23 protein-coding genes, 2 tRNA genes and 1 pseudogene are annotated in these 24,174 nt (G+C 58.6%); 16 read left to right on the top strand and 10 right to left on the bottom strand.

Translation table 11 applies throughout. The features are described from left to right. The first annotated feature begins 19 nt into the window (after positions 1-19). Together ACYZT0_RS02690 and ACYZT0_RS02685 are read left to right on the top strand one after the other, a co-directional pair. Positions 20-1,735, top strand: a complete 1,716-nt coding sequence (locus ACYZT0_RS02690) for a proline--tRNA ligase (protein ID WP_462044514.1) — start codon at positions 20-22, stop codon at positions 1,733-1,735. Positions 1,736-1,752: 17 nt separating this feature from the next. Next, positions 1,753-2,706, top strand: a complete 954-nt coding sequence (locus ACYZT0_RS02685) for a hypothetical protein (RefSeq protein WP_462044513.1) — start codon at positions 1,753-1,755, stop codon at positions 2,704-2,706. Positions 2,707-2,760: 54 nt separating this feature from the next. Here the strand turns inward: ACYZT0_RS02685 and dinB are convergent, their stop codons facing one another. Next, a complete protein-coding gene (dinB, locus tag ACYZT0_RS02680) occupies positions 2,761-3,822 on the bottom strand; it encodes a DNA polymerase IV (protein WP_462044512.1) in 1,062 nt (353 codons plus the stop codon). Positions 3,823-4,123: 301 nt separating this feature from the next. On the opposite strand from dinB, the gene ACYZT0_RS02675 reads away from it, so the two are divergent. The 4 genes from ACYZT0_RS02675 to ACYZT0_RS02660 all read left to right on the top strand — a co-directional run bounded on the left by ACYZT0_RS02675 (position 4,124) and on the right by ACYZT0_RS02660 (position 8,714). After that, positions 4,124-4,200: transfer RNA gene (locus ACYZT0_RS02675), tRNA-Met, on the top strand. A gap of 221 nt (positions 4,201-4,421) precedes the next feature. Then, positions 4,422-4,498, top strand: a tRNA-Met gene (locus ACYZT0_RS02670). A gap of 278 nt (positions 4,499-4,776) precedes the next feature. After that, positions 4,777-7,419, top strand: coding sequence for a bifunctional lysylphosphatidylglycerol flippase/synthetase MprF (mprF, locus tag ACYZT0_RS02665; RefSeq protein WP_462044511.1), 2,643 nt, complete (start codon positions 4,777-4,779; stop codon positions 7,417-7,419). Beyond that, on the top strand, positions 7,419-8,714 hold the full coding sequence (locus ACYZT0_RS02660; protein ID WP_462044510.1) for a virulence factor family protein: 1,296 nt from the start codon (positions 7,419-7,421) through the stop codon (positions 8,712-8,714). The genes mprF and ACYZT0_RS02660 overlap by 1 nt, the downstream gene beginning before the upstream one ends. Before the next feature lie 57 nt (positions 8,715-8,771). On the opposite strand, the gene ACYZT0_RS02655 is transcribed toward ACYZT0_RS02660, so the two are convergent. Continuing rightward, positions 8,772-9,059, bottom strand: a complete 288-nt coding sequence (locus ACYZT0_RS02655; RefSeq protein WP_462044509.1) for a type II toxin-antitoxin system RelE family toxin — start codon at positions 9,057-9,059, stop codon at positions 8,772-8,774. An 11-nt stretch (positions 9,060-9,070) separates the two neighbouring features. Continuing rightward, positions 9,071-9,361, bottom strand: coding sequence for a type II toxin-antitoxin system Phd/YefM family antitoxin (locus ACYZT0_RS02650; RefSeq protein ID WP_134418782.1), 291 nt, complete (start codon positions 9,359-9,361; stop codon positions 9,071-9,073). Between the two features lie 347 nt (positions 9,362-9,708). Here ACYZT0_RS02650 and ACYZT0_RS02645 point away from each other — a divergent pair. Continuing rightward, positions 9,709-9,786: pseudogene (locus ACYZT0_RS02645) on the top strand (DUF3077 domain-containing protein); the annotation flags it as partial. Positions 9,787-9,914: 128 nt separating this feature from the next. Here ACYZT0_RS02645 and ACYZT0_RS02640 read toward each other — a convergent pair. Further along, on the bottom strand, positions 9,915-11,816 hold the full coding sequence (locus ACYZT0_RS02640; RefSeq protein WP_462044508.1) for a potassium transporter Kup: 1,902 nt from the start codon (positions 11,814-11,816) through the stop codon (positions 9,915-9,917). A gap of 289 nt (positions 11,817-12,105) precedes the next feature. Between ACYZT0_RS02640 and rimO the strand changes: the two genes are divergently transcribed. The 6 genes from rimO (at position 12,106) to tsaA (ending at position 17,315) form a co-directional block, all read left to right on the top strand. Further along, positions 12,106-13,443 carry a 30S ribosomal protein S12 methylthiotransferase RimO gene (rimO, locus tag ACYZT0_RS02635; protein ID WP_462044507.1) on the top strand — a complete coding sequence of 446 codons (1,338 nt, stop codon included), beginning with the start codon at positions 12,106-12,108 and terminating at the stop codon, positions 13,441-13,443. Positions 13,444-13,569: 126 nt separating this feature from the next. After that, positions 13,570-14,043: a GNAT family N-acetyltransferase gene (locus ACYZT0_RS02630; protein WP_462044506.1), complete on the top strand. Its 474-nt coding sequence runs from the start codon at positions 13,570-13,572 to the stop codon at positions 14,041-14,043. A 189-nt stretch (positions 14,044-14,232) separates the two neighbouring features. After that, entirely contained in the window at positions 14,233-14,943 is a 711-nt protein-coding gene (locus ACYZT0_RS02625) for an rRNA pseudouridine synthase (protein ID WP_401118818.1), read from the top strand. Positions 14,944-15,018: 75 nt separating this feature from the next. Continuing rightward, the gene (locus tag ACYZT0_RS02620; RefSeq protein ID WP_462044505.1) at positions 15,019-15,489 is read left to right on the top strand and encodes a YehS family protein; all 471 of its coding nucleotides are present in this window, start codon (positions 15,019-15,021) and stop codon (positions 15,487-15,489) included. A 186-nt stretch (positions 15,490-15,675) separates the two neighbouring features. Continuing rightward, positions 15,676-16,446, top strand: coding sequence for an SDR family oxidoreductase (locus ACYZT0_RS02615; RefSeq protein WP_462044504.1), 771 nt, complete (start codon positions 15,676-15,678; stop codon positions 16,444-16,446). Positions 16,447-16,613: 167 nt separating this feature from the next. Continuing rightward, on the top strand, positions 16,614-17,315 hold the full coding sequence (tsaA, locus tag ACYZT0_RS02610) for a tRNA (N6-threonylcarbamoyladenosine(37)-N6)-methyltransferase TrmO (protein ID WP_462044503.1): 702 nt from the start codon (positions 16,614-16,616) through the stop codon (positions 17,313-17,315). A 136-nt stretch (positions 17,316-17,451) separates the two neighbouring features. Here the strand turns inward: tsaA and fpr are convergent, their stop codons facing one another. After that, positions 17,452-18,231, bottom strand: coding sequence for a ferredoxin-NADP reductase (gene fpr / locus ACYZT0_RS02605; RefSeq protein WP_003443014.1), 780 nt, complete (start codon positions 18,229-18,231; stop codon positions 17,452-17,454). A 150-nt stretch (positions 18,232-18,381) separates the two neighbouring features. On the opposite strand from fpr, the gene ACYZT0_RS02600 reads away from it, so the two are divergent. Continuing rightward, positions 18,382-19,308 (top strand): LysR family transcriptional regulator, encoded by a 927-nt coding sequence (locus ACYZT0_RS02600; RefSeq protein WP_008153977.1) that lies wholly within the window; start codon positions 18,382-18,384, stop codon positions 19,306-19,308. On the opposite strand, the gene ACYZT0_RS02595 is transcribed toward ACYZT0_RS02600, so the two are convergent. The 3 genes from ACYZT0_RS02595 to ACYZT0_RS02585 form a co-directional block, all read right to left on the bottom strand. Next, entirely contained in the window at positions 19,305-19,667 is a 363-nt protein-coding gene (locus tag ACYZT0_RS02595) for a diacylglycerol kinase (RefSeq protein ID WP_282376914.1), read from the bottom strand. The two genes, ACYZT0_RS02600 and ACYZT0_RS02595, sit on opposite strands and share 4 nt — an antisense overlap. A 76-nt stretch (positions 19,668-19,743) precedes the next feature. Further along, a complete protein-coding gene (gene erdR / locus ACYZT0_RS02590; RefSeq protein WP_282376915.1) occupies positions 19,744-20,394 on the bottom strand; it encodes a response regulator transcription factor ErdR in 651 nt (216 codons plus the stop codon). 210 nt (positions 20,395-20,604) lie between these two features. Then, complete coding sequence (locus tag ACYZT0_RS02585; protein WP_462044502.1) at positions 20,605-21,363, bottom strand: tRNA-uridine aminocarboxypropyltransferase; 759 nt, start codon at positions 21,361-21,363, stop codon at positions 20,605-20,607. Positions 21,364-21,552: 189 nt separating this feature from the next. Between ACYZT0_RS02585 and ACYZT0_RS02580 the strand changes: the two genes are divergently transcribed. Beyond that, positions 21,553-21,978: a PA3611 family quorum-sensing-regulated virulence factor gene (locus ACYZT0_RS02580; protein WP_462044501.1), complete on the top strand. Its 426-nt coding sequence runs from the start codon at positions 21,553-21,555 to the stop codon at positions 21,976-21,978. Here ACYZT0_RS02580 and ACYZT0_RS02575 read toward each other — a convergent pair whose 3' ends face one another. Further along, positions 21,979-22,173, bottom strand: coding sequence for a hypothetical protein (locus tag ACYZT0_RS02575; protein WP_462030853.1), 195 nt, complete (start codon positions 22,171-22,173; stop codon positions 21,979-21,981). Positions 22,174-22,539: 366 nt separating this feature from the next. Here ACYZT0_RS02575 and ACYZT0_RS02570 point away from each other — a divergent pair, with 366 nt between their 5' ends. Beyond that, positions 22,540-23,658 (top strand): LOG family protein, encoded by a 1,119-nt coding sequence (locus ACYZT0_RS02570; protein ID WP_462030854.1) that lies wholly within the window; start codon positions 22,540-22,542, stop codon positions 23,656-23,658. A gap of 41 nt (positions 23,659-23,699) precedes the next feature. Here the strand turns inward: ACYZT0_RS02570 and recX are convergent, their stop codons facing one another. Then, positions 23,700-24,167, bottom strand: a complete 468-nt coding sequence (gene recX, locus ACYZT0_RS02565) for a recombination regulator RecX (RefSeq protein ID WP_462044500.1) — start codon at positions 24,165-24,167, stop codon at positions 23,700-23,702. Between the last annotated feature and the right edge of the window lie 7 nt (positions 24,168-24,174).

Here is a 24,174-nt window from a genome sequence, read left to right as displayed (position 1 = left end):
CAACCGACAACGGCCAACCATGCGCACCAGTCAATTTTTGCTCGCCACACAGAAAGAAACGCCTTCCGACGCGGTCGTGATCAGCCATCAGCTGATGCTGCGCGCCGGCATGATCCGCAAACTCGCCTCGGGCCTGTACACCTGGCTGCCGATGGGCTTGCGAGTGATGCGCAAGGTTGAAGCCGTCGTTCGTGAAGAAATGAACGCCGCTGGCTCTCTCGAAGTGTTGATGCCGAGCACCCAACCGGCTGAGCTGTGGCAGGAATCCGGTCGCTGGGAAGAATACGGCCCTGAATTATTGCGCTTCAAGGATCGCCACGGTCGCGACTTCTGCGCCGGCCCGACTCACGAAGAAGTCATCACCGACCTGATGCGCAACGAGTTGAGCAGCTACAAACAGCTGCCGATCAACCTGTACCAGATCCAGACCAAATTCCGTGACGAAATCCGTCCACGCTTCGGTTTGATGCGCGGTCGCGAATTTATCATGAAGGACGCCTATTCCTTCCACGCTGACCAGCCATCGCTGCAGGTCACCTACGACCGCATGCATCAGGCGTATTGCAACGTGTTCACCCGTCTGGGCCTGAAATTCCGTCCGGTTGAAGCTGATAACGGCTCGATCGGTGGTGCCGGCTCCCACGAGTTCCACGTACTGGCCGAATCCGGCGAAGACGATATCGTCTTCAGCAACGGCTCCGACTACGCCGCGAACATCGAGAAAGCCGAAGCCGTGCCGCGCGAAACTTCCCGCGCCGCACCGACCGAAGCGCTGCGCTTGGTCGACACGCCGAACGCCAAGACCATCGCGCAACTGGTCGAAGGCTTCGACCTGCCGATCGAAAAGACCATCAAGACCCTGGTGGTTCGCGCTGAAGAGCAAGGCAAGCTGATTGCCTTGATCATCCGTGGCGACCACGAGCTTAACGAAATCAAGGCCGCCAACCAGCCTGGCGTTGCCAGCCCGCTGGTCATGGCGTCCGAAGCCGAACTGCGCGACGCCATTGGCGCTGGCGCAGGCTCCCTCGGACCGTTGAACCTGCCACTGCCAATCATCATCGACCGCTCTGTCGAACTGATGAGCGACTTCGGTATCGGCGCGAACATCGACGACAAGCACTACTTCGGTGTGAACTGGGAGCGTGATCTGCCGGTTCCGACCGTTGCCGACCTGCGCAACGTCGTCGCCGGCGATCCAAGCCCCGACGGCAAAGGCACCCTGGAAATCAAGCGCGGCATCGAAGTCGGGCACATTTTCCAGCTGGGCGACAAGTACAGCAAAGCGATGAAGTGCGAAGTGCTAGGCGACAACGGCAAGCCAGTCACCCTGCAAATGGGTTGCTACGGCATCGGCGTTTCCCGCGTGGTGGCGGCTGCCATCGAGCAGGGCAACGACGCCAACGGGATCATCTGGAGCGACACGCTGGCTCCGTTCCAGATCGCTCTGGTACCGCTGCGCTACGAAACCGAACAGGTTCGCGAAGCCACCGACAAGCTGTATGCAGAACTCACTGCAGCCGGTTTCGAAGTATTGCTGGACGACCGCGACAAAAAAACCAGCCCGGGCATCAAGTTCGCGGACATGGAGCTGATCGGCATTCCTCACCGGATCGTGGTCAGTGACCGCGGCCTCGCCGAAGGCAATCTGGAGTACAAGAGTCGCACCGAACCCGAAGCGCAAGCGCTGCCGGTCGCCGACGTACTGTCTTTCCTCCAAACCCGTATCCGCCGCTGACACCAGATAGAGAAGTCATGTTCAAGCGAAACACCTTAGGCCTCGGTGGTGCCGCCCTGTGCGGCACCCTGCTGGTCAGCGGCTGTGCCAATCACATGTCGCAACGCAGCGAGCACGAGGAACGTGTCGAGCGCAAATTGCTCGATCACAGCCTGCAGATCGATGTCGGCGAGCCAAAGGTGCTTGAGCTGCCGCAACGCCGGATAAAGATCCACGAGCAGAAGACTTTCGAAGTCACCGAATTCGAAGTCTCCCGCCACTACGACCGCTACACGCCTTACCAACCCTGGCGCGAGGCTTACGAGATCCCGCTGGGTGCGGTGGCCGTGGTCGCCGGTGTCGGCGCGAACGTGGTCAACGTGTTCACTCTCGGCAACCTGCCGGACAGCGTGACGAAAGATTGGTTGAGCTACGGTTTCGCCGGGCTCAACCCGTTCATGAACGTGCAGTCTCATGGTCGCGCGCAGCAGAACCTGGCGGGAATCGACGAGGTCCAGCTCGACAAGCGCACCGAATACTCGAGCCTGCCATGGAGCGAGCGTCCGGTTGAGGTCAAGGCTGGCAAAGAAACGTTCAATCTGAGCACCGACAAGAACGGCGTATTGCGCGTGAACCTGCTGGACAGCCCGTTCGCCGAACATGACATCAATCATCTGAGCCGACTGCTGATCAGCGTCGAAGATGCCCAGGACGATGTGCACACCGAATCGTCCCTGGCGGTCAGCAGTTCCTTGCGCGGCAAGCTGCTCGAAGCTCACGGGCTGATTTACGACGACCTCGAAGACGACGAAGTGAGCCAGTGGGTACACCGGGTCAAACGCCTGTCGGAACTGGGTCTGGAAGAAGAAGCCACCGAGCTGGAACAGAGCCTGATCGAACTGACGCGCAACGATCCTGAGTTGCAGACCGAATTCCTCAAGTCGTTGACCAAGGATGCCGGGCGACTGGTAGCGGATCCGGGACCGAATTAAAGCCTAAAGCATCGCGAGCTTGCTCGCGATGCGACCCTGACAACCACCGCTGAACTACCGCTCAAATAACTCCAACTGTTCAAACCCGCCCCGCAAATCCTCCAGCCGCACTCCAATCCCCAACAAACGCACCGGTTTGCCGCCGCGATTGAAGGCTTGGGTCAGCAACAACTGATAACTCCCCAAATCCCGCCCTGCCCCGGCCTGCTCCAAAGTGGTCTGAGTGAAGTCATGGAATTTCACTTTGACGAACGGCTTGCCCGGCCGATAGCTGCTGTCGATCCGCGCCATGCGGCCGGCGAGGGTTTCCAGCAACTCGGGCAACTTATCAAGGCAGCTCACCAGATCCGGCAGGTCCACGTCGTAGGTGTTTTCGACACTGATCGACTGCCGGCGACTGTCGTTGTGCACCAATCGGTCATCGATCCCACGAGCCAGGCTCCAGAGTCGCTCGCCGAAGCTGCCGAATTCCCGCACAAGCGCCAACTTGTCCCATTCGCGCAGATGTGAGCAATCAACGATGCCCAGCTTGCCCAGTTTATCTGCGGTCACTTTGCCAACGCCGTGCAGCTTGCTCACCGGCAACCCACTGACAAAATCCTCGACCTGATCCGGCGTGATGACGAACAAGCCGTTGGGCTTCTTCCAGTCGCTGGCTATCTTGGCCAAAAACTTGTTCGGCGCTACGCCAGCCGAAACGGTGATGTGCAGTTGATTAGAGACACGACGGCGAATGTCTTGGGCGATCCGCGTGGCGCTGCCACCGAAATGCGCGCATTCCGACACATCGAGGTAGGCCTCATCCAGCGAAAGCGGCTCTATCAAGTCGGTGTAATCGCGAAATATCGTGTGAATTTCCTTCGAGGCTTCTCTATAGGCATCCATGCGCGGCTTGACGATGGTCAGGTCCGGGCACAGTTTCAAGGCATGGCCGGAAGACATGGCCGAGCGCACCCCATATGCCCGCGCTTCATAATTGCAGGTGGCGATCACGCCACGTCGATCCGCCGAACCGCCCACCGCCAGAGGTTTACCGGCCAGACGCGGGTCGTCACGCATCTCGATGGCGGCGTAGAAGCAGTCACAATCGACGTGGATGATTTTTCGCTGCGTCATATAAAAGCAGTGTTCATGGTTAAGAAATGGAGTCTTGGCGAGTCAGATCGGCAGTATCTCACTGACACCTGTATATAGCACCAGTACTCAGAATGTTCTTTTTCACTCGTAGGAAAAGTGCCGGATGAATTTATTTTTTCAATCGAAATGCCTCACCCGATAGAGCTGAAAGCCTTGCCACACTGGCCTTACAGCCAATCACCCAGCCCTCTTTTCAAGCTAAGCGATTGAACAGAAAGAGGTTTCCTCTGGATTTAAGGTTGACAGCCCGCCGATCCTCTGTAGAATGCCGACACACAGACGCGGGATGGAGCAGTCTGGTAGCTCGTCGGGCTCATAACCCGAAGGTCGTCGGTTCAAATCCGGCTCCCGCAACCAAACATCAAAAAAGGCTACTCGAAAGAGTGGCCTTTTTTGTGCGCGTTTGTTTTGTATAGATGGAGTGCTTACGCCTGCGCGGCGCAGAAATGAGAAATCGTTCTGATTCCGAAACTTAGGTCTCCCCCACGACCGTTCACCGCTTATTTACGCTTATTTGACCCGATTCAGGATTAACGGTTGACACCTAGGCGTATCTCTATAGAATGCCGCCACACAGACGCGGGATGGAGCAGTCTGGTAGCTCGTCGGGCTCATAACCCGAAGGTCGTCGGTTCAAATCCGGCTCCCGCAACCAAACATCAAAAAAGGCTACTCGAAAGAGTGGCCTTTTTTGTATCTGCTGAAAAAGTCCTTTCGCAACAATGATCTGCCACTGTGCAGTAAGCCGTTCGGCATCACCCATACTCTGAGCCCGGATTATGCTGAACCGCAGACAAAACCCTCTACGACTGATGACGCACCATCGCCGAGACCCGGTGAGAGGCGTTAATATTTGTGATTATTTTTTTCTACAGGGATTGGTAACTTGGCTGGATACCCCCATCCTGTCGCGCACAATCCAAGAGGTGATTGATGCGCGCCAACTCGTCTGATCCACAAGACACCGTCACAGCGACACAACCGATCAAGGCCGAACGTCTGCGTTTGCTTGATCGAATCAGCAAATACCGCCAGCCCATCGGCCTGGCAGTCACTTTGCTGTTGTTCGCTATCGCGCTGATTGCCTGTCGCCACCTGCTGAGCGAACTCGATCTGTACGCTCTGCACGACTCGATTCTCGACGTTCCGAAACCGGCATTATTGGGCGCGCTGGGCGCGACCGTGGTCGGCTTCATCATTCTGCTGGGCTACGAATGGTCGGCCAGCCGCTACGCGGGCGTGACACTGGCGCCGCGAATCCTGGCCCTGGGCGGGTTCACCGCATTCGCCATCGGCAATGCGATCGGCCTTTCGATGCTCTCGGGGGGCTCGGTTCGTTACCGTTTATACGCACGTCATGGCTTGGGAGCTTCTGAAGTTGCCCATATGACGCTGTTTGCCAGCCTCTCGCTCGGCTGCGCCCTGCCCCCACTGGCCGCCCTCGCCACCCTCAGCAACCTGCCTGCCGCCTCTACTGCACTGGGTCTGTCCGAGATATTGCTGGGTGCAATTGCCGTGGCCGTCTTGCTGCTCTTCAGCGTAGTGGCCATCGGCATCTACCGCCGCCGCCTGCCAGAACAGCCTTATCCCGACAACCTGCTGGTCAAGGTTGGACGCCGCACCTTGCGCCTTCCGGGCCGTCGCCTGACGTTCCTGCAACTGATCATCACTGCCCTGGACGTCGCCGCCGCGGCAACCGTGCTCTATCTGCTGCTGCCTGAAGCGCCGCCCTTTGGCGCGTTCCTGCTGGTGTACTTGCTGGCCCTGGCCGCCGGTGTGCTCAGCCACGTTCCCGGCGGGGTCGGGGTGTTTGAAGCGATTCTGCTGGCCGCCTTTTCCGACACACTCGGCGCCGCGCCACTCGCTGCCGCCCTGCTGCTCTATCGCCTGATCTATGTGGTGCTGCCGTTGCTGGTGGCCTGCGTATTTCTGCTGATCAACGAAGGTCAGCGCCTGTTTCAATCGCGTCAGTCCTTAAGAGTTGCGTCCGGCCTGGCCGCGCCGATTCTGGCGGTGCTGGTATTTCTGTCCGGCGTGGTGCTGTTGTTCTCCGGTGCCACCCCGGAAATCGACACACGCCTGGAACACATCGGCTTTCTGATCCCGCATCGATTGGTCGACGCCTCGCACTTCGGTGCCAGCCTGATCGGCGTGCTTTGCTTGCTGCTGGCTCAAGGACTGCGCCGCCGACTGTCGGCCGCCTGGATGTTAACCACCATATTGTTGCTGGCCGGTGCCCTGCTCTCGCTGCTCAAGGGCTTCGACTGGGAAGAAGCCTGCCTGCTGACGCTGACTGCGAGCTTGCTAGGGGTTTTCCGCAGCTCGTTCTATCGCCCCAGCCGTCTGACCGAACTGCCGTTCTCGCCGCTGTATCTGGTGGCCAGCCTGTGTGTACTCGGTGCGTCGATCTGGCTGCTACTGTTCGCTTATCAGGACGTCCCGTACAGCCATCAGCTCTGGTGGCAGTTCACCCTCGACGCCGACGCCCCGCGTGGCTTGCGCTCGCTGCTCGGTGCCGCAGTCCTGCTGGTGGTGGTGTCCCTGACCTGGCTGCTGCGCACCGCCCGCCCGGTGATCCATCAGCCAACGCCCGATGAACTGGACCGCGCGGTAAAGATCCTCATGGCCTCCGCACAACCGGATGGCGGTCTGGCCCTGACCGGTGACAAGGCGCTGCTGTTTCACCCCAACGACGAAGCGTTCCTGATGTACGCCCGCCGTGGTCGCAGCCTGGTGGCCTTGTATGACCCGATCGGCCCGACCCAGCAGCGGGCGGAAATGATCTGGCAGTTCCGCGACCTCTGCGATATCCATCACGCCCGTCCTGTGTTCTATCAAGTGCGCGCCGAGAACCTGCCGTACTACATGGACATCGGCCTGACCGCGATCAAGCTCGGCGAAGAAGCCCGGGTCGACCTGCTTCGCTTTGATCTCGAGGCCAAGGGCAAAGAGATGAAAGACCTGCGCTACACCTGGAACCGTGGCACTCGCGATGGCCTGTCGCTGGAGATCTTTGATCCGGGGCAAGCGCCGATGGATGAGCTCAAGGTGATTTCCGATGCCTGGCTGACCGGCAAAAACGTACGCGAGAAAGGCTTCTCGCTCGGCCGCTTCAGCGATGGCTACATCAAGCATTTCCGCGTCGCGGTGATTCGTTTCGAAGGGCGCCCAGTGGCGTTCGCCAACCTGCTCGAGACCTACGGCCATGACTTGGCCAGCCTCGATCTGATGCGCGCACACCCGGACGCCCCCAAGCTGACCATGGAGTTCATGATGGTCGGCCTGATTCAACATTATAAAAATCATGGATACGCGCGCTTCAGCCTGGGCATGGTGCCGTTGTCGGGGTTACAACCCCGACGTGGTGCACCACTGACCCAGCGTCTGGGCTCGATGGTGTTCCGCCGTGGTGAGCAGCTCTACAACTTCCAAGGTTTGCGCCGTTTCAAAGACAAATTCCAGCCTGACTGGGAACCCCGTTATATGGCCGTGCCCGCCGGACTTGATCCGCTGGTTGCCTTGGCCGACACTGCTGCCCTGATTGCGGGCGGCTTGACTGGATTGGTGAAACGCTGATGATTCAACGCTCCTTGCGGTACGTACTGGCCACACTGGTAGTGCTGGCCCTGATTCTTGGTGGCGGTTACTGGTACCTGAAACGCCCGGCACCCGAACCGACCCTTGAACAGTTGACGCCTGCCGATGGCGCCGTGATGACCCGCGTCATCCCCGGTGCCACGCCACGCGCCCAAGTGCTGGTGGCGGTCAATGAAGGCCAGAAGCTCAGCGATAAACAATTGATAACCCTGAGCCGCACCGGCTCGGCGCAGATTGTTCAGGTGATCCTGCCCAAAGACTGCCTGCTGCAAAGTCGCGCCCTGCAATCGGCCCTGAGAGAGCTCAAAGGCCCGGCGACCCTGGTCAGCGGCATCGGCCCTGGCGCCGTGCTGGCGTGGCGCTGGTTGTCCGAGCAGAAGGACGACAAGGCCCAGGCCATTTCGGTTGACCTGGCCCTGGAAAAACCCGGTTGCACTCACCTGCTGCCGAAAAGCGCCGCTCACGGTCGCTGGCTGGTGGCGTGGAACGACAACCCTGACGACACCAGCGCCGGCTTCGTGCGCGACCAACCCAACGCCGAAACCAGCATCAGCGACTACGACATCAATCTGCCGCAAGTGCTGAACAACGAACTGCGCAAGATCCTCGTTGGCGGCGATAAAGCCGCCGGCGGCCTGCAGATCCCGGTGGTCGAAGTGCCCGCCGGTCAAGCCAAGGACACCGTGACCCTGTTCCTGTCCGGTGACGGCGGGTGGCGCGACCTTGACCGTGACGTCGCGGGCGAGATGGCGAAGATCGGCTACCCAGTGGTCGGCATCGACACCTTGCGTTACTACTGGCAGCACAAGAGCCCTGAGCAAAGCGCTCTGGACCTGGCCGAACTGATGCAGCACTACCGGCAGAAATGGGGCACCAAACGCTTCATCCTGACCGGCTACTCGTTCGGCGCCGACGTCCTGCCGGCGATCTACAACCGACTGGCCGAATCGGAGCAGCAACGGGTCGATGCGATCATCCTGCTGGCCTTCGCCCGCACCGGCAGCTTCGAAATCGAAGTCGAAGGCTGGCTTGGCAACGCCGGCAAAGAAGCCGCCACCGGCCCGGAAATGGCCAAGCTGCCACCGGAGAAAGTGGTGTGCATCTACGGTGAAGAAGAAGTCGACGAGAGCGGCTGTACCGACAAGACTGCGGTGGGCGAAGCGATGAAACTGCCCGGCGGTCATCACTTCGACGAGAACTACCCGGCCTTGGCCCAGCGGTTGGTGGATGTGATCGAGAAGCGTCAAGCGAAGGAGACGGCGGCTCAAGAGTGATCTGAGTCCCGCCCACAGAAAAGCCCCCGCAACCATAAGGCTGCGGGGGCTTTTTAGTTAGAGACGACGCTCTGCCGCGCCGTAGACCTCTTCGTCACGTCGAGCACCAACGGCAACGATCAATACCTGAATCGCCTTGCCATCGACTCGATAAACAATTCGCGTGTCGCCTGTTCGGATCCGTCTACAGCCTGCAAGACTGGCTCTTAGGGGGTTGCCGCTCTTGTCCGGCTCACCATTGATAATCCGCTCTTCGATGACATCAAGAATGCGGTTCGCCGCCACAGTTCCCAGCAGATCCAGATCCTTCTGAACCTCCAGATGATAGATAACACCCCAAACCATCCACAACTCCTTTAGTCTTTCCTGGCGTACCGCGCCCGCAAATCGTCGTGGCTGACTGCCTTGCTCTGATCAAAACCAATCAGTCGCTCCCGAGCGGCTGCTTCAACTCTCAGATCTTCAAGTTCATCGAGCATTTCCTGATACGCATCGACATTGATAATGACCGCTGCTGGCTGATTGTCCTTGAAAATGACCAGCCGCTCGGTGGCTCGACTGGAAATCTCTTTGAGCCTTGCGCTGAACCCCCTGACCATTGCAGTCACCGATATCGCCTGGTCAGCACGCTCTAGTAATGCCGTCATACTCACCTCTCTACACAATCATGCAAATTTGAACACATAGTTCTACGCAGAGTATTGCGTCGAATTCGACATACAGCAAGCGGCAAAAAACACGAAATACGACCTGCGTTTTTCATGCCTACAAAAAGAGGCGATCGGGTGTGGTAACCCGGCGAAACCAGCGCAACAGCGCCTTCAACACGAACACAGGCATTTTTTATGTCTGCGATCTCGCGTTATGGCGGCTGTGCGTGGGACGCCCTCGGGCGTGCCGGTTTCCTTGGTTCCCGGTTTACCACCCTGCGTACATCTGCCTCCCTTTCGTGTGGTAACGAAAATGGCAGCTCCTCGAACCCAGGAGTAAAACCATGACAAAAACAAATCCGTCCCAACCCTCAGAGCTGAAAACCATCGGCCTCACCCCCTTCATCTACTGCTCAAATCAGGACGCCGCCACCTGCTTGGACAAAAGCCGAATCTAAAAATAGCTGCCTGAGCGCAATTAATAGCACCGAGACACCAGACACAAAAAAGCCCCCGCTGCCGCAAGGCAACGGGGGCTTTTTGATGGGGCTTACATTTCTACCTGGGTCCCCAGTTCAATCACCCGGTTCAGCGGCAGATTGAAGAAGCGCAGGTTGCCGTTGACGTTCTGCAACATGAAGGCGAACAGCGCCTCACGCCAGCGTGCCATGCCTTCAAGCTTGGAAGCGATGACCGTCTCGCGGCTGAGGAAGTAGGTGGTGCGCATCGGGCTGAAGTCCAGTTCATCGAGATGACACAGCTTCAGCGCTTGCGGCACATCCGGCTCGTCGACGAAGCCAAAGTGCAGGATCACCCGGAAGAAACCTTCGCCGTGGGATTCAACCTCGAAACGCCGCTGCGCAGGCACCCGCGGGATGTCTTCGTACACCACCGTCAGCAACACCACTTGCTCGTGCAGCACCTGGTTATGCAGCAGGTTGTGCAACAGCGCATGAGGCACGGCATCCGGCCGCGCGGTCAGGAATACGGCAGTGCCCTGAACGCGATGCGGCGGTTGCACGCGAATACTGCCGATGAAGATCGGCAGCGGCAATCCACCTTCGTCCAGACGGTCGACCAGCAGTTGCTTGCCGCGTTTCCAGGTGGTCATCAGCACAAACAACACGATACCGGCGATCACCGGGAACGCCCCGCCCTGAATGATTTTCGGCACGTTGGCAGCGAAGTACAGACCGTCCACTAACAGGAAACCGAGCAACAGCGGAACCGCGAGGATCGGAGGCCATTTCCACAGCAGCAATATCACCGCCGACACCAGAATGCTGGTCATCAGCATGGTCCCGGTCACGGCCACACCGTAGGCCGAGGCCAGGGCACCGGAAGACTCGAAGCCCAGCACCAACAGGATTACGCCGACCATCAGCGCCCAGTTCACCGCGCCAATATAGATTTGGCCTTGTTCGGCACTGGAGGTGTGCTGAATGTGCATGCGCGGAATATAGCCGAGCTGGATCGCCTGACGGGTCAAGGAGAACGCACCGGAAATCACCGCCTGAGAAGCGATCACCGTGGCCAGGGTCGACAACCCCACCAACGGAATCAGTGCCCAGCTCGGCGCTAGCAAGTAGAACGGGTTGCGAGCGGCTTCCGGGTCACCGAGCAGCAAGGCGCCCTGACCGAAGTAGTTCAGCACCAGCGCCGGCAGCACGAGGATGAACCACGCACGGGCAATCGGCTTGCGACCGAAGTGGCCCATGTCGGCGTACAGCGCTTCGGCGCCGGTCAGTGCCAGCACCACCGCGCCAAGAATGGTCACACCCATGCCTGGGTGTGCGACGAAGAAACGCACGCCCCAGAACGGGTTCATCGCTTGCAACACTTCCGGGTGTTGCAGGATGCCGTAGACACCCAGCGCCCCCAGCACCACAAACCAGGTCACCATGATCGGCCCGAACAGAATGCCGATCCGCGCGGTGCCGTGACTCTGAATCAGGAACAGCGCCACCAGCACGATCAACGACAGCGGCACCACCCAATGGTCAATGCCGTCAAATGCCAGCCCCAGGCCTTCAATAGCCGAGAGAACGGAAATCGCCGGCGTGATCATGCTGTCGCCGTAAAACAGCGCCGCACCAATCAGCCCGCAGACCACCAGAAACCCTCTCAACTTGGGATGCCCCGCCGCTGCCCGCCGAGCCAGTGCAGTCAAGGCCATGATCCCGCCTTCGCCTTGGTTGTCGGCGCGCAGTACGAACATCATGTACTTGATCGACACCACCCAGATCAGCGACCAGAAAATCAGCGCCAGAATCCCCAGCACCCCGTCATGATTGACAGGCACGCCATAGCCACCGAAAAACACTTCTTTGAGGGTGTACAGCGGGCTTGTGCCAATATCGCCATAAACCACCCCGACCGCCGCGACCAGCATGCCGATCGGCTTCGCGGCCGAATGCTCGGCGCCCGCCGCCTGACTACTTGCCTGACCCATCCACCACTCCTACTACTCAGACCGGACTTCTTTGGAAGAAGCACTATGCTTTGCCGTGCAGCATGCGCTGTTTTACTTCACGTTACAGACGTTTTGTTGACTGTAAAAAATCGGTAAAGCGTAACGGCGCGAAGCATAGCGCAGCACTCGTCGTATTTCCCTGCATAAAGCTGGTCAAGTGAGCTCCCCATCGCTAGAATTGCGCACTTTTTGATCAGAGGCGCGACAAAGCGCCCGTCTGTCGCCTTGCCGACTTCGGCTGGAGGCGTCACAAATACCGAGGTTAGACATGTCCACCACTCCTGCGCCGGCCAATCCAAAGGTTGGCTTCGTATCCCTGGGTTGCCCTAAAGCACTGGTCGACTCCGAGCGCATCCTTACCCAGCTGCGTATGGAAGGCTATGACGTTGTGTCCACTTATCAGGACGCTGACGTCGTGGTGGTCAACACCTGCGGTTTCATTGACTCGGCCAAGGCTGAATCCCTGGAAGTGATCGGCGAAGCCATCAAGGAAAACGGCAAGGTCATCGTGACCGGCTGCATGGGCGTTGAAGAAGGCAACATTCGCAAGATTCACCCAAGCGTGCTGGCCGTGACCGGCCCGCAGCAGTACGAGCAAGTGGTCAACGCCGTGCACGACGCCGTGCCGCCGCGCAAGGATCACAACCCGCTGATCGACCTGGTGCCGCCGCAAGGGATCAAACTGACCCCGCGCCACTACGCCTACCTGAAGATTTCCGAAGGCTGCAACCACAGCTGCAGCTTCTGCATCATCCCGTCGATGCGCGGCAAACTGGTCAGCCGCCCGGTCGGTGACGTACTCGACGAAGCTCAGCGCCTGGTCAAGGCCGGCGTCAAAGAGCTGTTGGTGATCTCCCAGGACACCAGCGCCTACGGCGTCGACGTGAAATACCGCACCGGTTTCTGGAACGGCGCGCCGGTGAAAACCCGCATGACCGAACTCTGCGAAGCCCTGAGCACCCTCGGCGTCTGGGTTCGTCTGCACTATGTTTACCCGTACCCCCACGTCGACGAGCTGATTCCGCTGATGGCCGCCGGGAAAATCCTGCCGTACCTGGACATCCCGTTCCAGCACGCCAGCCCAAAAGTCTTGAAAGCCATGAAACGCCCGGCCTTCGAAGACAAGACCCTGGCCCGAATCAAGAACTGGCGCGAAATCTGCCCGGACCTGATCATCCGTTCGACCTTCATCGTCGGCTTCCCCGGCGAAACCGAAGAAGACTTCCAGTACCTGCTGAACTGGCTGACCGAAGCGCAGCTCGACCGCGTCGGCTGCTTCCAGTACTCGCCGGTTGATGGCGCACCCGCCAATGATCTCGACCTGGACATCGTTCCGGACGACGTCAAGCAAGACCGCTGGGACCGCTTCATGGCGCATCAACAAGCCATCAGCGCCGCGCGTCTGCAAATGCGTGTTGGCCGTGAAATCGAAGTGCTGGTGGACGAAGTCGACGAGCAAGGCGCTGTCGGCCGTTGCTTCTTCGATGCCCCGGAAATCGATGGCAACGTGTTCATCGACAATGGCAGTAACCTCAAGCCAGGCGATAAAGTCTGGTGCAAAGTGACTGACGCCGACGAATACGACCTGTGGGCTGAACAGATCTAAACGCAAAAAATACGAAAAGCCCCGCCCTCTTGACGAGATGCGGGGCTTTTTTACGGCTATCGTTTTGTTAGGAAAGGATTCTCAACATTCACAGAAACAGCGAGTAAAAAGAAGGAGCAACCGGCCATGCGCCAACATTCGGTCATCCACACGCCGAAACACAGCGACTACGAAGAACTCACTCAGGTCTGGGAAGCCTCGGTGCGCGCCACCCATGACTTTCTGCCGGACAGTTATATTGAACTGCTGAAGAACCTGGTGCTGACCCGCTACCTCGATGCAGTGATGCTGATCTGTACCAAAGACCCGCGCCAGCGCATCACCGGGTTCGCCGGGGTCGCGGCGGGCAAGATCGAAATGCTCTTCATCGACCCGGCTCACCGTGGCCAGGGCCTGGGCAAGCAGTTGCTACGCTATGCCATGGAACACCTGAATGCCGATGAACTGGACGTCAACGAGCAGAATCCTCAAGCCTTGGGTTTCTACTTCAAACAGGGCTTCGAGGTGATCGGTCGCTCCGAACATGACGGCATGGGCCAGCCTTATCCGCTGCTGCACATGCGCCTGCGCCAAAACCAGCAACATTCGCGGCATGGCTGACACAATGCGGAACCACTGTGGGAGCGAGCCTGCTCGCGAAGAGGCCATCAGTTTCATATCAATGTTGTCTGATAAACCGCTTTCGCGAGCAGGCTCGCTCCCACAAAAAGCTTTACTGCGCAAATGGACCCGCGATTAACCGGCGCCAGGCAGGTACAATGCCCACCCCTTTTTTGTTACGGCCCTGTCATGACTGACCCGATTCGTCTCTCCAAACGCCTCATCGAACTCGTCGGCTGTTCCCGTCGGGAGGCTGAGCTGTTCATCGAGGGCGGCTGGGTTACCGTGGACGGCGAAGTCATCGACGAGCCGCAGTTCAAGGTCGACACGCAAAAAGTCGAGCTTGATCCCGAAGCCAAGGCCACTGCCCCGGAGCCGGTGACCATCCTGCTGAACGTGCCCGTGGGCATGGATGCGGAAACGGCCATGGCGACGATCAGCGCCGAGACCTTGAGCGAAGAACATCGCTTCAGCAAACGTCCGCTCAAGGGCCACTTCCTGCGCCTGACCGCCAGCACCGACTTGCAGGCCAATGCCAGCGGTCTGCTGGTGTTCACCCAGGACTGGAAGATTCTGCGCAAACTCACCGCTGACTCCGCCAAAATCGAGCAAGAGTATGTGGTCGAAGTTGAGGGCGAGATGGTGGCGCACGGCCTCAACCGCCTGAACCACGGACTGACTTACAAGGGCAAGGAACTGCCGCCGGTCAAGGCCAGCTGGCAGAACGAAAACCGTCTGCGCTTTGCGATGAAGAACCCGCAACCGGGCGTGATCGCCCTGTTCTGCCAGGCCGTAGGCCTGAAGGTGGTCGCCATCCGCCGCATCCGCATTGGCGGCGTGTCCATCGGTAAAGTGCCGTTGGGGCAATGGCGCTACCTGTCCGGCAAAGAGAAGTTCTAATACTTTTCACGCCGCCACACTTTTCGGCGCCGCTGTGTATGCGGCGCCCACTGCTGAATATCAGGATTGCACACCATGATTCATAACGACGTACTGCGCAGCGTGCGCTACATGCTCGACATCAGCGACAAGAAAGTCATCGAGATCATCAAGCTCGGCGGCATGGACGTTACCTTGGAAGACCTGGTGACGTACCTCGATAAGAAAGAGGAAGACGAGGAAGGCTTCGTACGCTGCCCGGACGACGTCATGGCGCATTTCCTCGACGGCCTGGTGACCTTCAAGCGCGGCAAGGACGAAAGCCGTCCGCCACAGCCGATCGAAGTGCCGGTGACCAACAACATCATCCTGAAGAAACTGCGTGTGGCCTTCGAACTGAAAGAAGACGACATGCACGCGATTCTCAAGGCGTCCGAGTTCCCGGTGTCCAAACCTGAGCTGAGCGCGCTGTTCCGCAAGTTCGGCCACACCAACTACCGTCCGTGCGGCGACCAGTTGCTGCGCAACTTCCTCAAGGGCCTGACCCTGCGCGTGCGCCCGCAGTAAATCGCCCACCCAAGGAGCACAGCTTGCTGGCGATGGCGTTTTGAAGATCGCCATCGCCAACAAGCTGTGCTCCTACAGGGGCGGCAGTTCAAGGCTGTATAGACCCACATTCCTCGCAAAAATAGTGGCTCCGCTTCTGGCGGCTGACGACTAGGGTGTATTGACCCTCAGCTCTCAGGATTCGCCATGCACCCGTACTTTTCCCTGCAAGGCCGCACCGCTCTGGTGACCGGCGGCACCCGTGGTATCGGCAAAATGATCGCCAAGGCTTATGTCGAGGCTGGCGCCACTGTGTACGTGTGCGCCAGGGATGCCGAAGCCTGTCAGCAAACGGCTGATGAGCTGAGTGCGCTCGGTCGCTGCCATGCCCTGGTGGCCAATCTCGCCACTGAAGAAGGCGTGCTTCAGTTGGCCACACAATTGGGAGAACAGATCACCCAGCTGGATATTCTGGTGAACAACGCCGGCACCACGTGGGGAGCGCCGTTGGAGAGCTACCCGGTCAAGGGCTGGGAAAAGGTCATGCAGCTCAACGTGACCTCGGTGTTCAACTGCATTCAACAGTTTTTGCCGCTGCTGCGTAAGGCCGGTTCGCCAGCGAATCCGGCGCGGATCATCAACATCGGTTCAGTGGCCGGTATTTCGTCCTTCGGCGAACAGGCTTATGCCTACGGGCCGAGTAAAGCGGCCCTGCATCAACTCTCACGGATTCTCGCGCGGGAGTTGGTGAGCCAGCACATCAACGTCAACGTCATCGCACCGGGGCGTTTTCCGAGCAAGATGACTCAGCACATCGGCGATGATGAACAGGCGCTGGCCAACGATACGGCGTTGATCCCGATGAAACGCTGGGGTCGGGAGGAAGAGATGGCGGCGCTGGCGATTAGTTTGGCGAGTACGGCTGGGGCATACATGACCGGGAATATTATTCCTTTGGATGGTGGGTTCAGTCTCTGACTGTCTCCCCATGATCGTTCCCTCGCTCTGCGTGGGAATGCAGCCCGGGACGCTCCGCGTCCCAAGAGCGGATGCAGAGCGTCCATTGAGGCATTCCCACGCGGAGCGTGGGAACGATCTTTGGGTGGGTTATCATGCCCGCCCTCACTCCCGCCTCGACCTAAACCATGACCTACAGCGTTTCCCCCATCGGCTTCGTGCGTTCCTGCTTCAAGGAGAAGTTCGCCATCCCGCGCCAGCCGCAACTGGCCCCGGCTGCTCGCGGCGTGTTGGAACTGGTGGCGCCGTTCGATCAGGGTGACGCCGTGCAAGGTCTGGAGCAGGTCAGCCATGTCTGGCTGCTGTTCCTGTTTCACCAGGCCCTGGAAGAAAAGCCACGACTGAAAGTCCGCCCTCCTCGCCTCGGCGGTAACAAATCCATGGGCGTGTTCGCCACCCGGGCGACGCATCGACCCAATGGCATCGGTCAGTCAGTGGTCAAACTGGACAAGGTTGAAGCCAATCGGCTGTGGATATCCGGTATCGACCTGCTGGACGGCACGCCGATTCTCGACATCAAACCCTACGTGCCTTACGCCGACATCATCGATACGGCCTCCAACAGCATCGCCAGCGCTGCGCCGCAGCTGATTCCCGTGCAGTGGACAGATTCCGCGCTGCAACAGGCTTACGGCCATGCTCAGCGCCTTGAAGAACCGCTGGTGGCATTGATCGAGCAATGCCTGGCACAAGACCCACGTCCGGCGTACCAGATTCCTACACCAGAACGGGAATACGGCGCACAGTTCTGGGATCTGGATGTTCGCTGGCATTACCCAGAGGCGGGGGTGATCCGCGTCTTGGAAGTCGTTCCAGCGCCTAACTTGTAGGAGCAAAGCTTGCTCGCGATGCCGATCTCAAGGACGCCATCGCCGGCAAGCCGTGCTCCTACAGGGATTGCGTCAGGCATAAAAAAACCCCCACTGCCTGGACAGGCAATGGGGGCTTTTCAGTGATGCGGTGTTCTTACTTCTCGACGAACGCTCGCTCGATCAGGTAATCACCCGGCTCGCGCATCCGTGGGGAAACTTTCAGGCCGAAGCTGTTCAACACTTCGCTGGTCTCGTCGAGCATGCTCGGGCTGCCGCATAGCATGGCGCGGTCGTCCTGCGGATTGATAGGTGGCAGGCCGATGTCGCTGAACAGCTTGCCGCTGCGCATCAGGTCGGTCAGGCGACCTTCGTTCTCGAACGGCTCGCGGGTCACGGTCGGGTAGTAGATCAACTTGTCACGCAGGGCCTCGCCGAAGAACTCGTTCTGCGGCAAGTGCTCGGTGATGAACTCGCGGTAAGCGACTTCGTTGACGTAACGCACGCCGTGGCACAGGATCACTTTTTCGAAGCGCTCGTACGTTTCCGGGTCCTGGATGACGCTCATGAACGGCGCCAGACCGGTACCGGTGCTGAGCAGGTACAAATGTTTGCCAGGCTTCAAGTCATCCAGCACCAGCGTGCCGGTAGGCTTTTTGCTGATGATGATCTCGTCGCCTTCCTTCAGATGCTGCAGCTGGGAAGTCAGCGGGCCATCAGGCACCTTGATGCTGAAGAACTCGAGATGCTCTTCCCAGTTCGGGCTGGCAATCGAGTAAGCGCGCATGAGCGGCCGGCCGTTGGGCTGTTGCAGGCCGATCATCACGAACTGACCGTTCTCGAAGCGCAGGCCCGGATCGCGGGTGCACTTGAAGCTGAACAGAGTGTCGTTCCAGTGATGAACACTGAGGACACGCTCGTGGTTCATGTTGCTCATGTACGTGGGACTCCTGGGAATTTTGTCTGCGCTTGCTCTGCGCCTGCTCTGCGAAAAATGAGCTGCTGTGCACAATTGCATCGCATTCTAATGGCAGCCACAATATCTGTTAACTGGATTATTAAGATAAGGGTTATCGGTTATATAGATATGCGATTTACTCTCCGTCAACTTCAAGTATTCGTCGCCGTCGCCCAGCAGGAAAGCGTGTCCCGTGCCGCGGGTCTGCTCAACCTCTCGCAGTCGGCGGCGAGTACCTCAATCACCGAGCTAGAGCGTCAGTCCAGCTGTCAGCTGTTCGACCGCGCCGGCAAACGGCTGAGCCTCAACGCCCTCGGCAAACAGCTGCTGCCGCAAGCGGTGGCGCTGCTCGATCAGTCCAAAGAAATCGAAGACTTGCTCAATGGCAAGTCGGGATTCGGCTCTCTGGCGGTCGGCGCGACCCTGACCATCGGCAATTACCTGGCCACCTTGCTGATCGGCAGCTTCATGCAGCGCCATCCGGAAAGCCAGGTGAAGCTGCACGTGCAGAACACCGCCAACATTGTGCAGCAGGTTGCCCACTATGAAATTGATCTGGGTCTAATCGAAGGCGACTGCAGCCATCCGGACATCGAAGTGCAGAGCTGGGTCGAGGATGAGCTGGTGGTGTTCTGCGCGCCCCAGCATCCACTGGCCAAGCGCGGCACGGCGACTATGGAAGAGCTGACCCACGAAGCCTGGATTCTGCGTGAACAGGGTTCTGGCACGCGACTGACCTTTGACCAGGCCATGCGTCACCATCGCAGCTCGCTGAATATCCGACTGGAGCTTGAACACACCGAAGCGATCAAGCGTGCTGTGGAGTCCGGGTTGGGGATTGGTTGCATTTCTCGCCTGGCACTGCGCGATGCATTCCGCCGTGGCAGCCTGGTGCCTGTGGAGACACCGGATCTGGACCTGGCGCGGCAATTCTATTTTATCTGGCACAAACAGAAATATCAGACGTCGGCTATGCGCGAATTCCTCGACCTGTGCCGCGCTTTCACCGCCGGGGTTCAGCGCAGCGACGAGATTGTGCTGCCCACCATCGCTTAAAGCAGAATCACCGCCCACACCAACGCGATCATGCTCAACGCCACGAACTGAGCGGCGCTGCCCATGTCCTTGGCATTCTTGGACAGCGGGTGCAATTCAAGGGAAATGCGGTCGATGGCCGCTTCCACTGCCGAATTGAGCAATTCGACGATCAACGCCAACAGGCAGACTGCAATCAGCAACGCCTGTTCGACGCGACTGACGTTCAGGAAGAACGACAGCGGGACCAATATGACGTTGAGCAACACCAGTTGCCGAAAGGCCGCTTCGCCGGTGAAGGCAGCGCGCAGGCCGTCCAGGGAATAACCGGAGGCGTTAAGGATGCGTTTTAGGCCGGTTTGGCCTTTGAAAGGTGACATAAAGTAGGTAACTGTCCAAGAACGAAGTGGGAAAGCTAGATTAAGCAAAGTCAAAAAAGCGTGAACATGCAGCGCCTTAGTGGTTCGAAATTGACTCAAGTTGTTGCAGGAGCAACGCCGCCTGAGTCCGGGTCCGCACATTCAGCTTGCGAAAAATCGCTGTCACGTGGGCCTTGATCGTCGCTTCGGAAACGCTCAGTTCGTAGGCTATCTGCTTATTCAGTAAACCTTCACAGACCATGGTCAGGACACGAAACTGCTGGGGCGTGAGGCTCGCAAGGCCTTCACTGGCGGCTTTGGCTTCGGCGGAAACGCTGACCGCCTCGAACGCCTGGGGCGGCCAGAACACATCACCATCGAGCACCGCGCGTACGGCTTTCTGGATGACGCTCAGATCACTGGACTTGGGGATGAAGCCGCTGGCGCCGAATTCACGGGACTTCACCATAATCGAAGCTTCTTCCTGGGCCGACACCATGACTACCGGAATCTGTGGATATTGACCGCGCAGCAGCACTAGTCCGGAAAAACCGTAGGCCCCCGGCATGTTGAGGTCCAGCAGCACTAAATCCCAGTCGGACTTCTCGTCCAGACGGGTTTCCAGCTCGGCAATGCTCGCCACTTCCACCAGACGGACTTCAGGGCCCAGTCCCAGAGTCAACGCTTGATGCAGGGCGCTACGAAATAGGGGGTGGTCATCGGCAATCAGGATTTCGTATGTGGCCATTTTTCAAATGATCCTGTTTTTCAAACAACTCGAGGTGCAGCCACGGAGCGGCACCAACAGGGCACGTTCAACGCCAATCACGTGGCTATTCACGTAAAGAATACGGCGTATCAAACTTTGGCCGCGCCCTAATGGGCGCCAAGCATGCCCAGCGAAACCGGGGTGGTCAAGGTGCATGGCCGGTACAGTTCTTTGCAGTATGGGCGACAATCAGCAGATGACCGGGGCCGTGTTCTGCACGAAAGGCATCAGTTCGGCGTGGGCTGGCGTTGCTACGTTCATGTCCAGCTGATGTTTCGCATCCAGGTAATGCTGGCTGAACACGTCGAAATAAGCGTCCAGCGCCGATGCCGCTTCGGTATCGCCCGCAAGATCGAGACACAGTGCCGCCACTTCAGCTGTGCACAAATGCTCGCTGCGGGTCGACCTGCGCAACCGGTACCGCGACAGCTTCTCGGGCAACAGGCTCAGGATCGGCAACGTATCAAAATACGGGCTTTTGCGGAAAATCTTCCGGGCTTCGGTCCAGGTCGCGTCGAGCAGAATGAACAGTGGTCGCTTGGTGCTATCGGCTTCGACGGTGTTCGTCACTCGCTCAGGCTCGACGTATTCACCTGGAAAGACCAGATACGGTTGCCATTGCGGGTCGGCCAGCAACGCCAGCAACTGCGGATCAGTTTCCGTGCGCGACCAGATAAATGCATGGTTGTCGCGCACCACATCGGCGATCAGCCAACCGGTGTTGCTCGGCTTAAACACTTCCTTATTGGTCATGATCAGGCACACACCAGAGCGGGCCTCGACCTGCGGGCGCCAGGCGCATAGGCAGTGGCTCTCGATCACGCGGCAGGCTCGGCAACGCGGTGCCCTCCAGCCTCGGGCCTGAATCGGCTTGATACCCTCTTCCTCTCGCTCATCGCGCAAGCGGGCTACTGCGTTTGCAGCAAAGCGTGGGGTTGCAGGGTTCATCGCAGGCAACGCCGGCGGGGGAAGAAAGTCGACACGAAAAACACTCGGCAAGGCAGAAAGTGCCGGCAGTTTATCAGAGCAGCCGGCGCAAGCCTGTACCGTCCAGGCCTCGTCCCCTATAATTCGCCGCCACTGAACGCACAGTCATGTGACGGGTCGAACCACCAGTCACTGAACCAGGAGAGTTTCATGCTGCGCCTTATCGTTCCCACCGCTGCCATTTTGCTGGCGTCGTCTTTCAACGCTCAGGCTGCATCCTTGAGTGAGCAGAATCTCAACAGAGAGCTGCGAAACGTCGCCGCACAAAGCAGTGCTGGCACTCCACGGGCGATCAACGAAGACATTCTTGATCAGGGCTACACCGTCGAAGGCAACACGCTGATCAACCATCTGAGCGTACAAAGCAGCCACGCCAACAAGATGCGTGCCGACCCGAAAGCCGTGTATTTCCAGCTGGGCGCTTCCGTATGCAACAACCCATCGTTCCGCAAGCTGATGGCCAAGGGCGCGGTCATGCGTTACGACTTCACTGAGGTGAAGACCAACCGCTCAGTCGGCTCCGCCAGCTATCAGGAATCGGATTGCCCGAAAGCGGCCCCGACCAAGAAGAAGTAATCATCGGGAATTGGCGCGTCGCTGTTCATCCTCGGCGCGCAGTTCTGCCACCAGCGCCTGCAAATAGCGCGAGCGTCGGTCGGCGCCCTCCAGACGTCGGCAGCACTCCTCTTCGAGACTCAAATGATTGGTCTCGGCCGATGACTTCAGTAATCGATACAGTTGCGTATCGATCTCCAGAGTGACTCTGGCCATCGCTACCCGCCTCCTTGCACCTCGCCCTTGCTTGAGCGATAAAATCCTTGAACCGCTTGTACCGTACGCCCTGCCTTTGACGCAAAGTTGTCGTGTCATGCCTGTCATTTAGTAAATCAGACTATCGGACACGCGGGCTGCGTTCAGACGAGCGGTGAAAGCACCTTGCAAATCGCCATTAAGCGGTTGCCAGGAAAGACTTTGCGGCGCAATGATCAAGTCAGCGAAAATCTCTGCGAGGGTCTAGATTCATAGTGTTCACGTTCACTTTTCAGGGCAGAAAAGGGGCTGCCCATTGCACGTCTTGTTGTGCGAATGTTTCCTTCATCCAAGGGAAAAACAGAGCCTGTATGGAAGGAGAAGTTGATGCCTTACCAACCGAATGACCTCCTGAGCCGTCATTTTGAAGAAAGCGGCCACGACCTCATCATCAAGGTCGAAGAGCAACTCAACCTGGTTTCACCCAACAGCCCGAACATCCCGATCTACCGCGACATGATCCTGACCGTGCTACGCATGGCCCAGGAAGATCACAACCGCTGGAATGCCAAGATCACCCTGCAAGCCCTACGCGAACTGGAACATGCGTTCCGTGTGCTGGAGCAGTTCAGGGGGCGCCGCAAGGTCACCGTTTTTGGCTCGGCCCGAACACCGATAGAACATCCTTTATACGGTCTGGCCCGGGAACTTGGCGCCGCGCTGGCGCGCTCAGATCTGATGGTCATCACCGGTGCCGGTGGCGGCATCATGGCGGCGGCCCACGAAGGTGCCGGCCTGGCACACAGCCTGGGATTCAATATAACCCTACCCTTCGAGCAGCATGCCAATCCCACCGTGAATGGCACCACCAACCTGCTGCCCTTCCATTTCTTCTTTACCCGCAAGCTGTTCTTCGTCAAGGAAGCCGATGCGCTGGTCCTGTGCCCTGGAGGTTTCGGTACCCTGGATGAAGCGCTGGAAGTGCTGACTCTGATCCAGACCGGCAAAAGCCCGCTGGTGCCCGTGATACTGCTGGACGCTCCCGGCGGCAGGTTCTGGCAAGGCGCGCTGGACTTCATTCACCATCAACTGGAGGAAAATCGCTACATCCTGCCGACCGATATGAAACTCGTGAGCTTGGTCTACAGCGCGGAAGAGGCTGTGGAGCAGATCAACCAGTTCTACAGCAACTTCCACTCCAGCCGCTGGCTCAAGCATCAATTCGTGATTCGCATGAATCACAAACTAAGCGACCAGGCGCTAGAACACATGCAGGAGGCATTTGCCGACCTGTGTCTGAGCGATCATTTCCATCAACATGCCTACAGCGGTGAGGAGCACGACGAACCGCAGTACAGCCATCTGGCGCGACTGGCCTTCACCTTCAATGCCCGTGATCATGGTCGGCTGCGGGAACTGGTGGATTACATCAACCTGCCGGAAAACTGGGCGCAGTCCAAACCCCAGTCGCAACAGCGCACGCGGGAACCGTCCAAGGTTACGTAGGCAACAAAACGGCCCGCTATCGAAATAGCGAGCCGTTTCAGTCAATCGTCCATCCCTCGGCCGCTGAACAAGCGGCTGATCATTTCCATTGAATATCCCCGATAACTCAGGAACCTGCCCTGTTTGGCACGTTCCCGGGCGTCTATCGGTAAATGGCCGGAAAATTTTCGCCGCCAAGTGTCTTCCAGTTGTTCCTGCCAGCTGATACCGCTCTCGCGTAAAGCGAGTTCGATGTCGGTACGTTGCAGGCCGCGCTGGCTCAACTCTTCACGAATACGCAAAGGGCCATAACCGGAACGGGCACGGTAGGAAACAAAGCTTTCGAGATAGCGGGACTCGGACAGCAGACCTTCTTCAGTCAAACGGTCGAGTGCCGTGTCGATCATTTCAGGGAGGGCGCCGCGTTGACGCAGTTTACGCGTCAACTCGACACGACCGTGCTCGCGTCGCGCGAGCAGGTCCATTGCGGTTCGCCGCACCGCGACGGGTGTATCGAGTACGGCAGTCATCGGATCA

This window comes from Pseudomonas sp. ZS1P83, from assembly GCF_054897825.1.
Note: the sequence above shows the minus strand (reverse complement) of the source record. Positions and strands in the feature narration are given on the sequence as shown.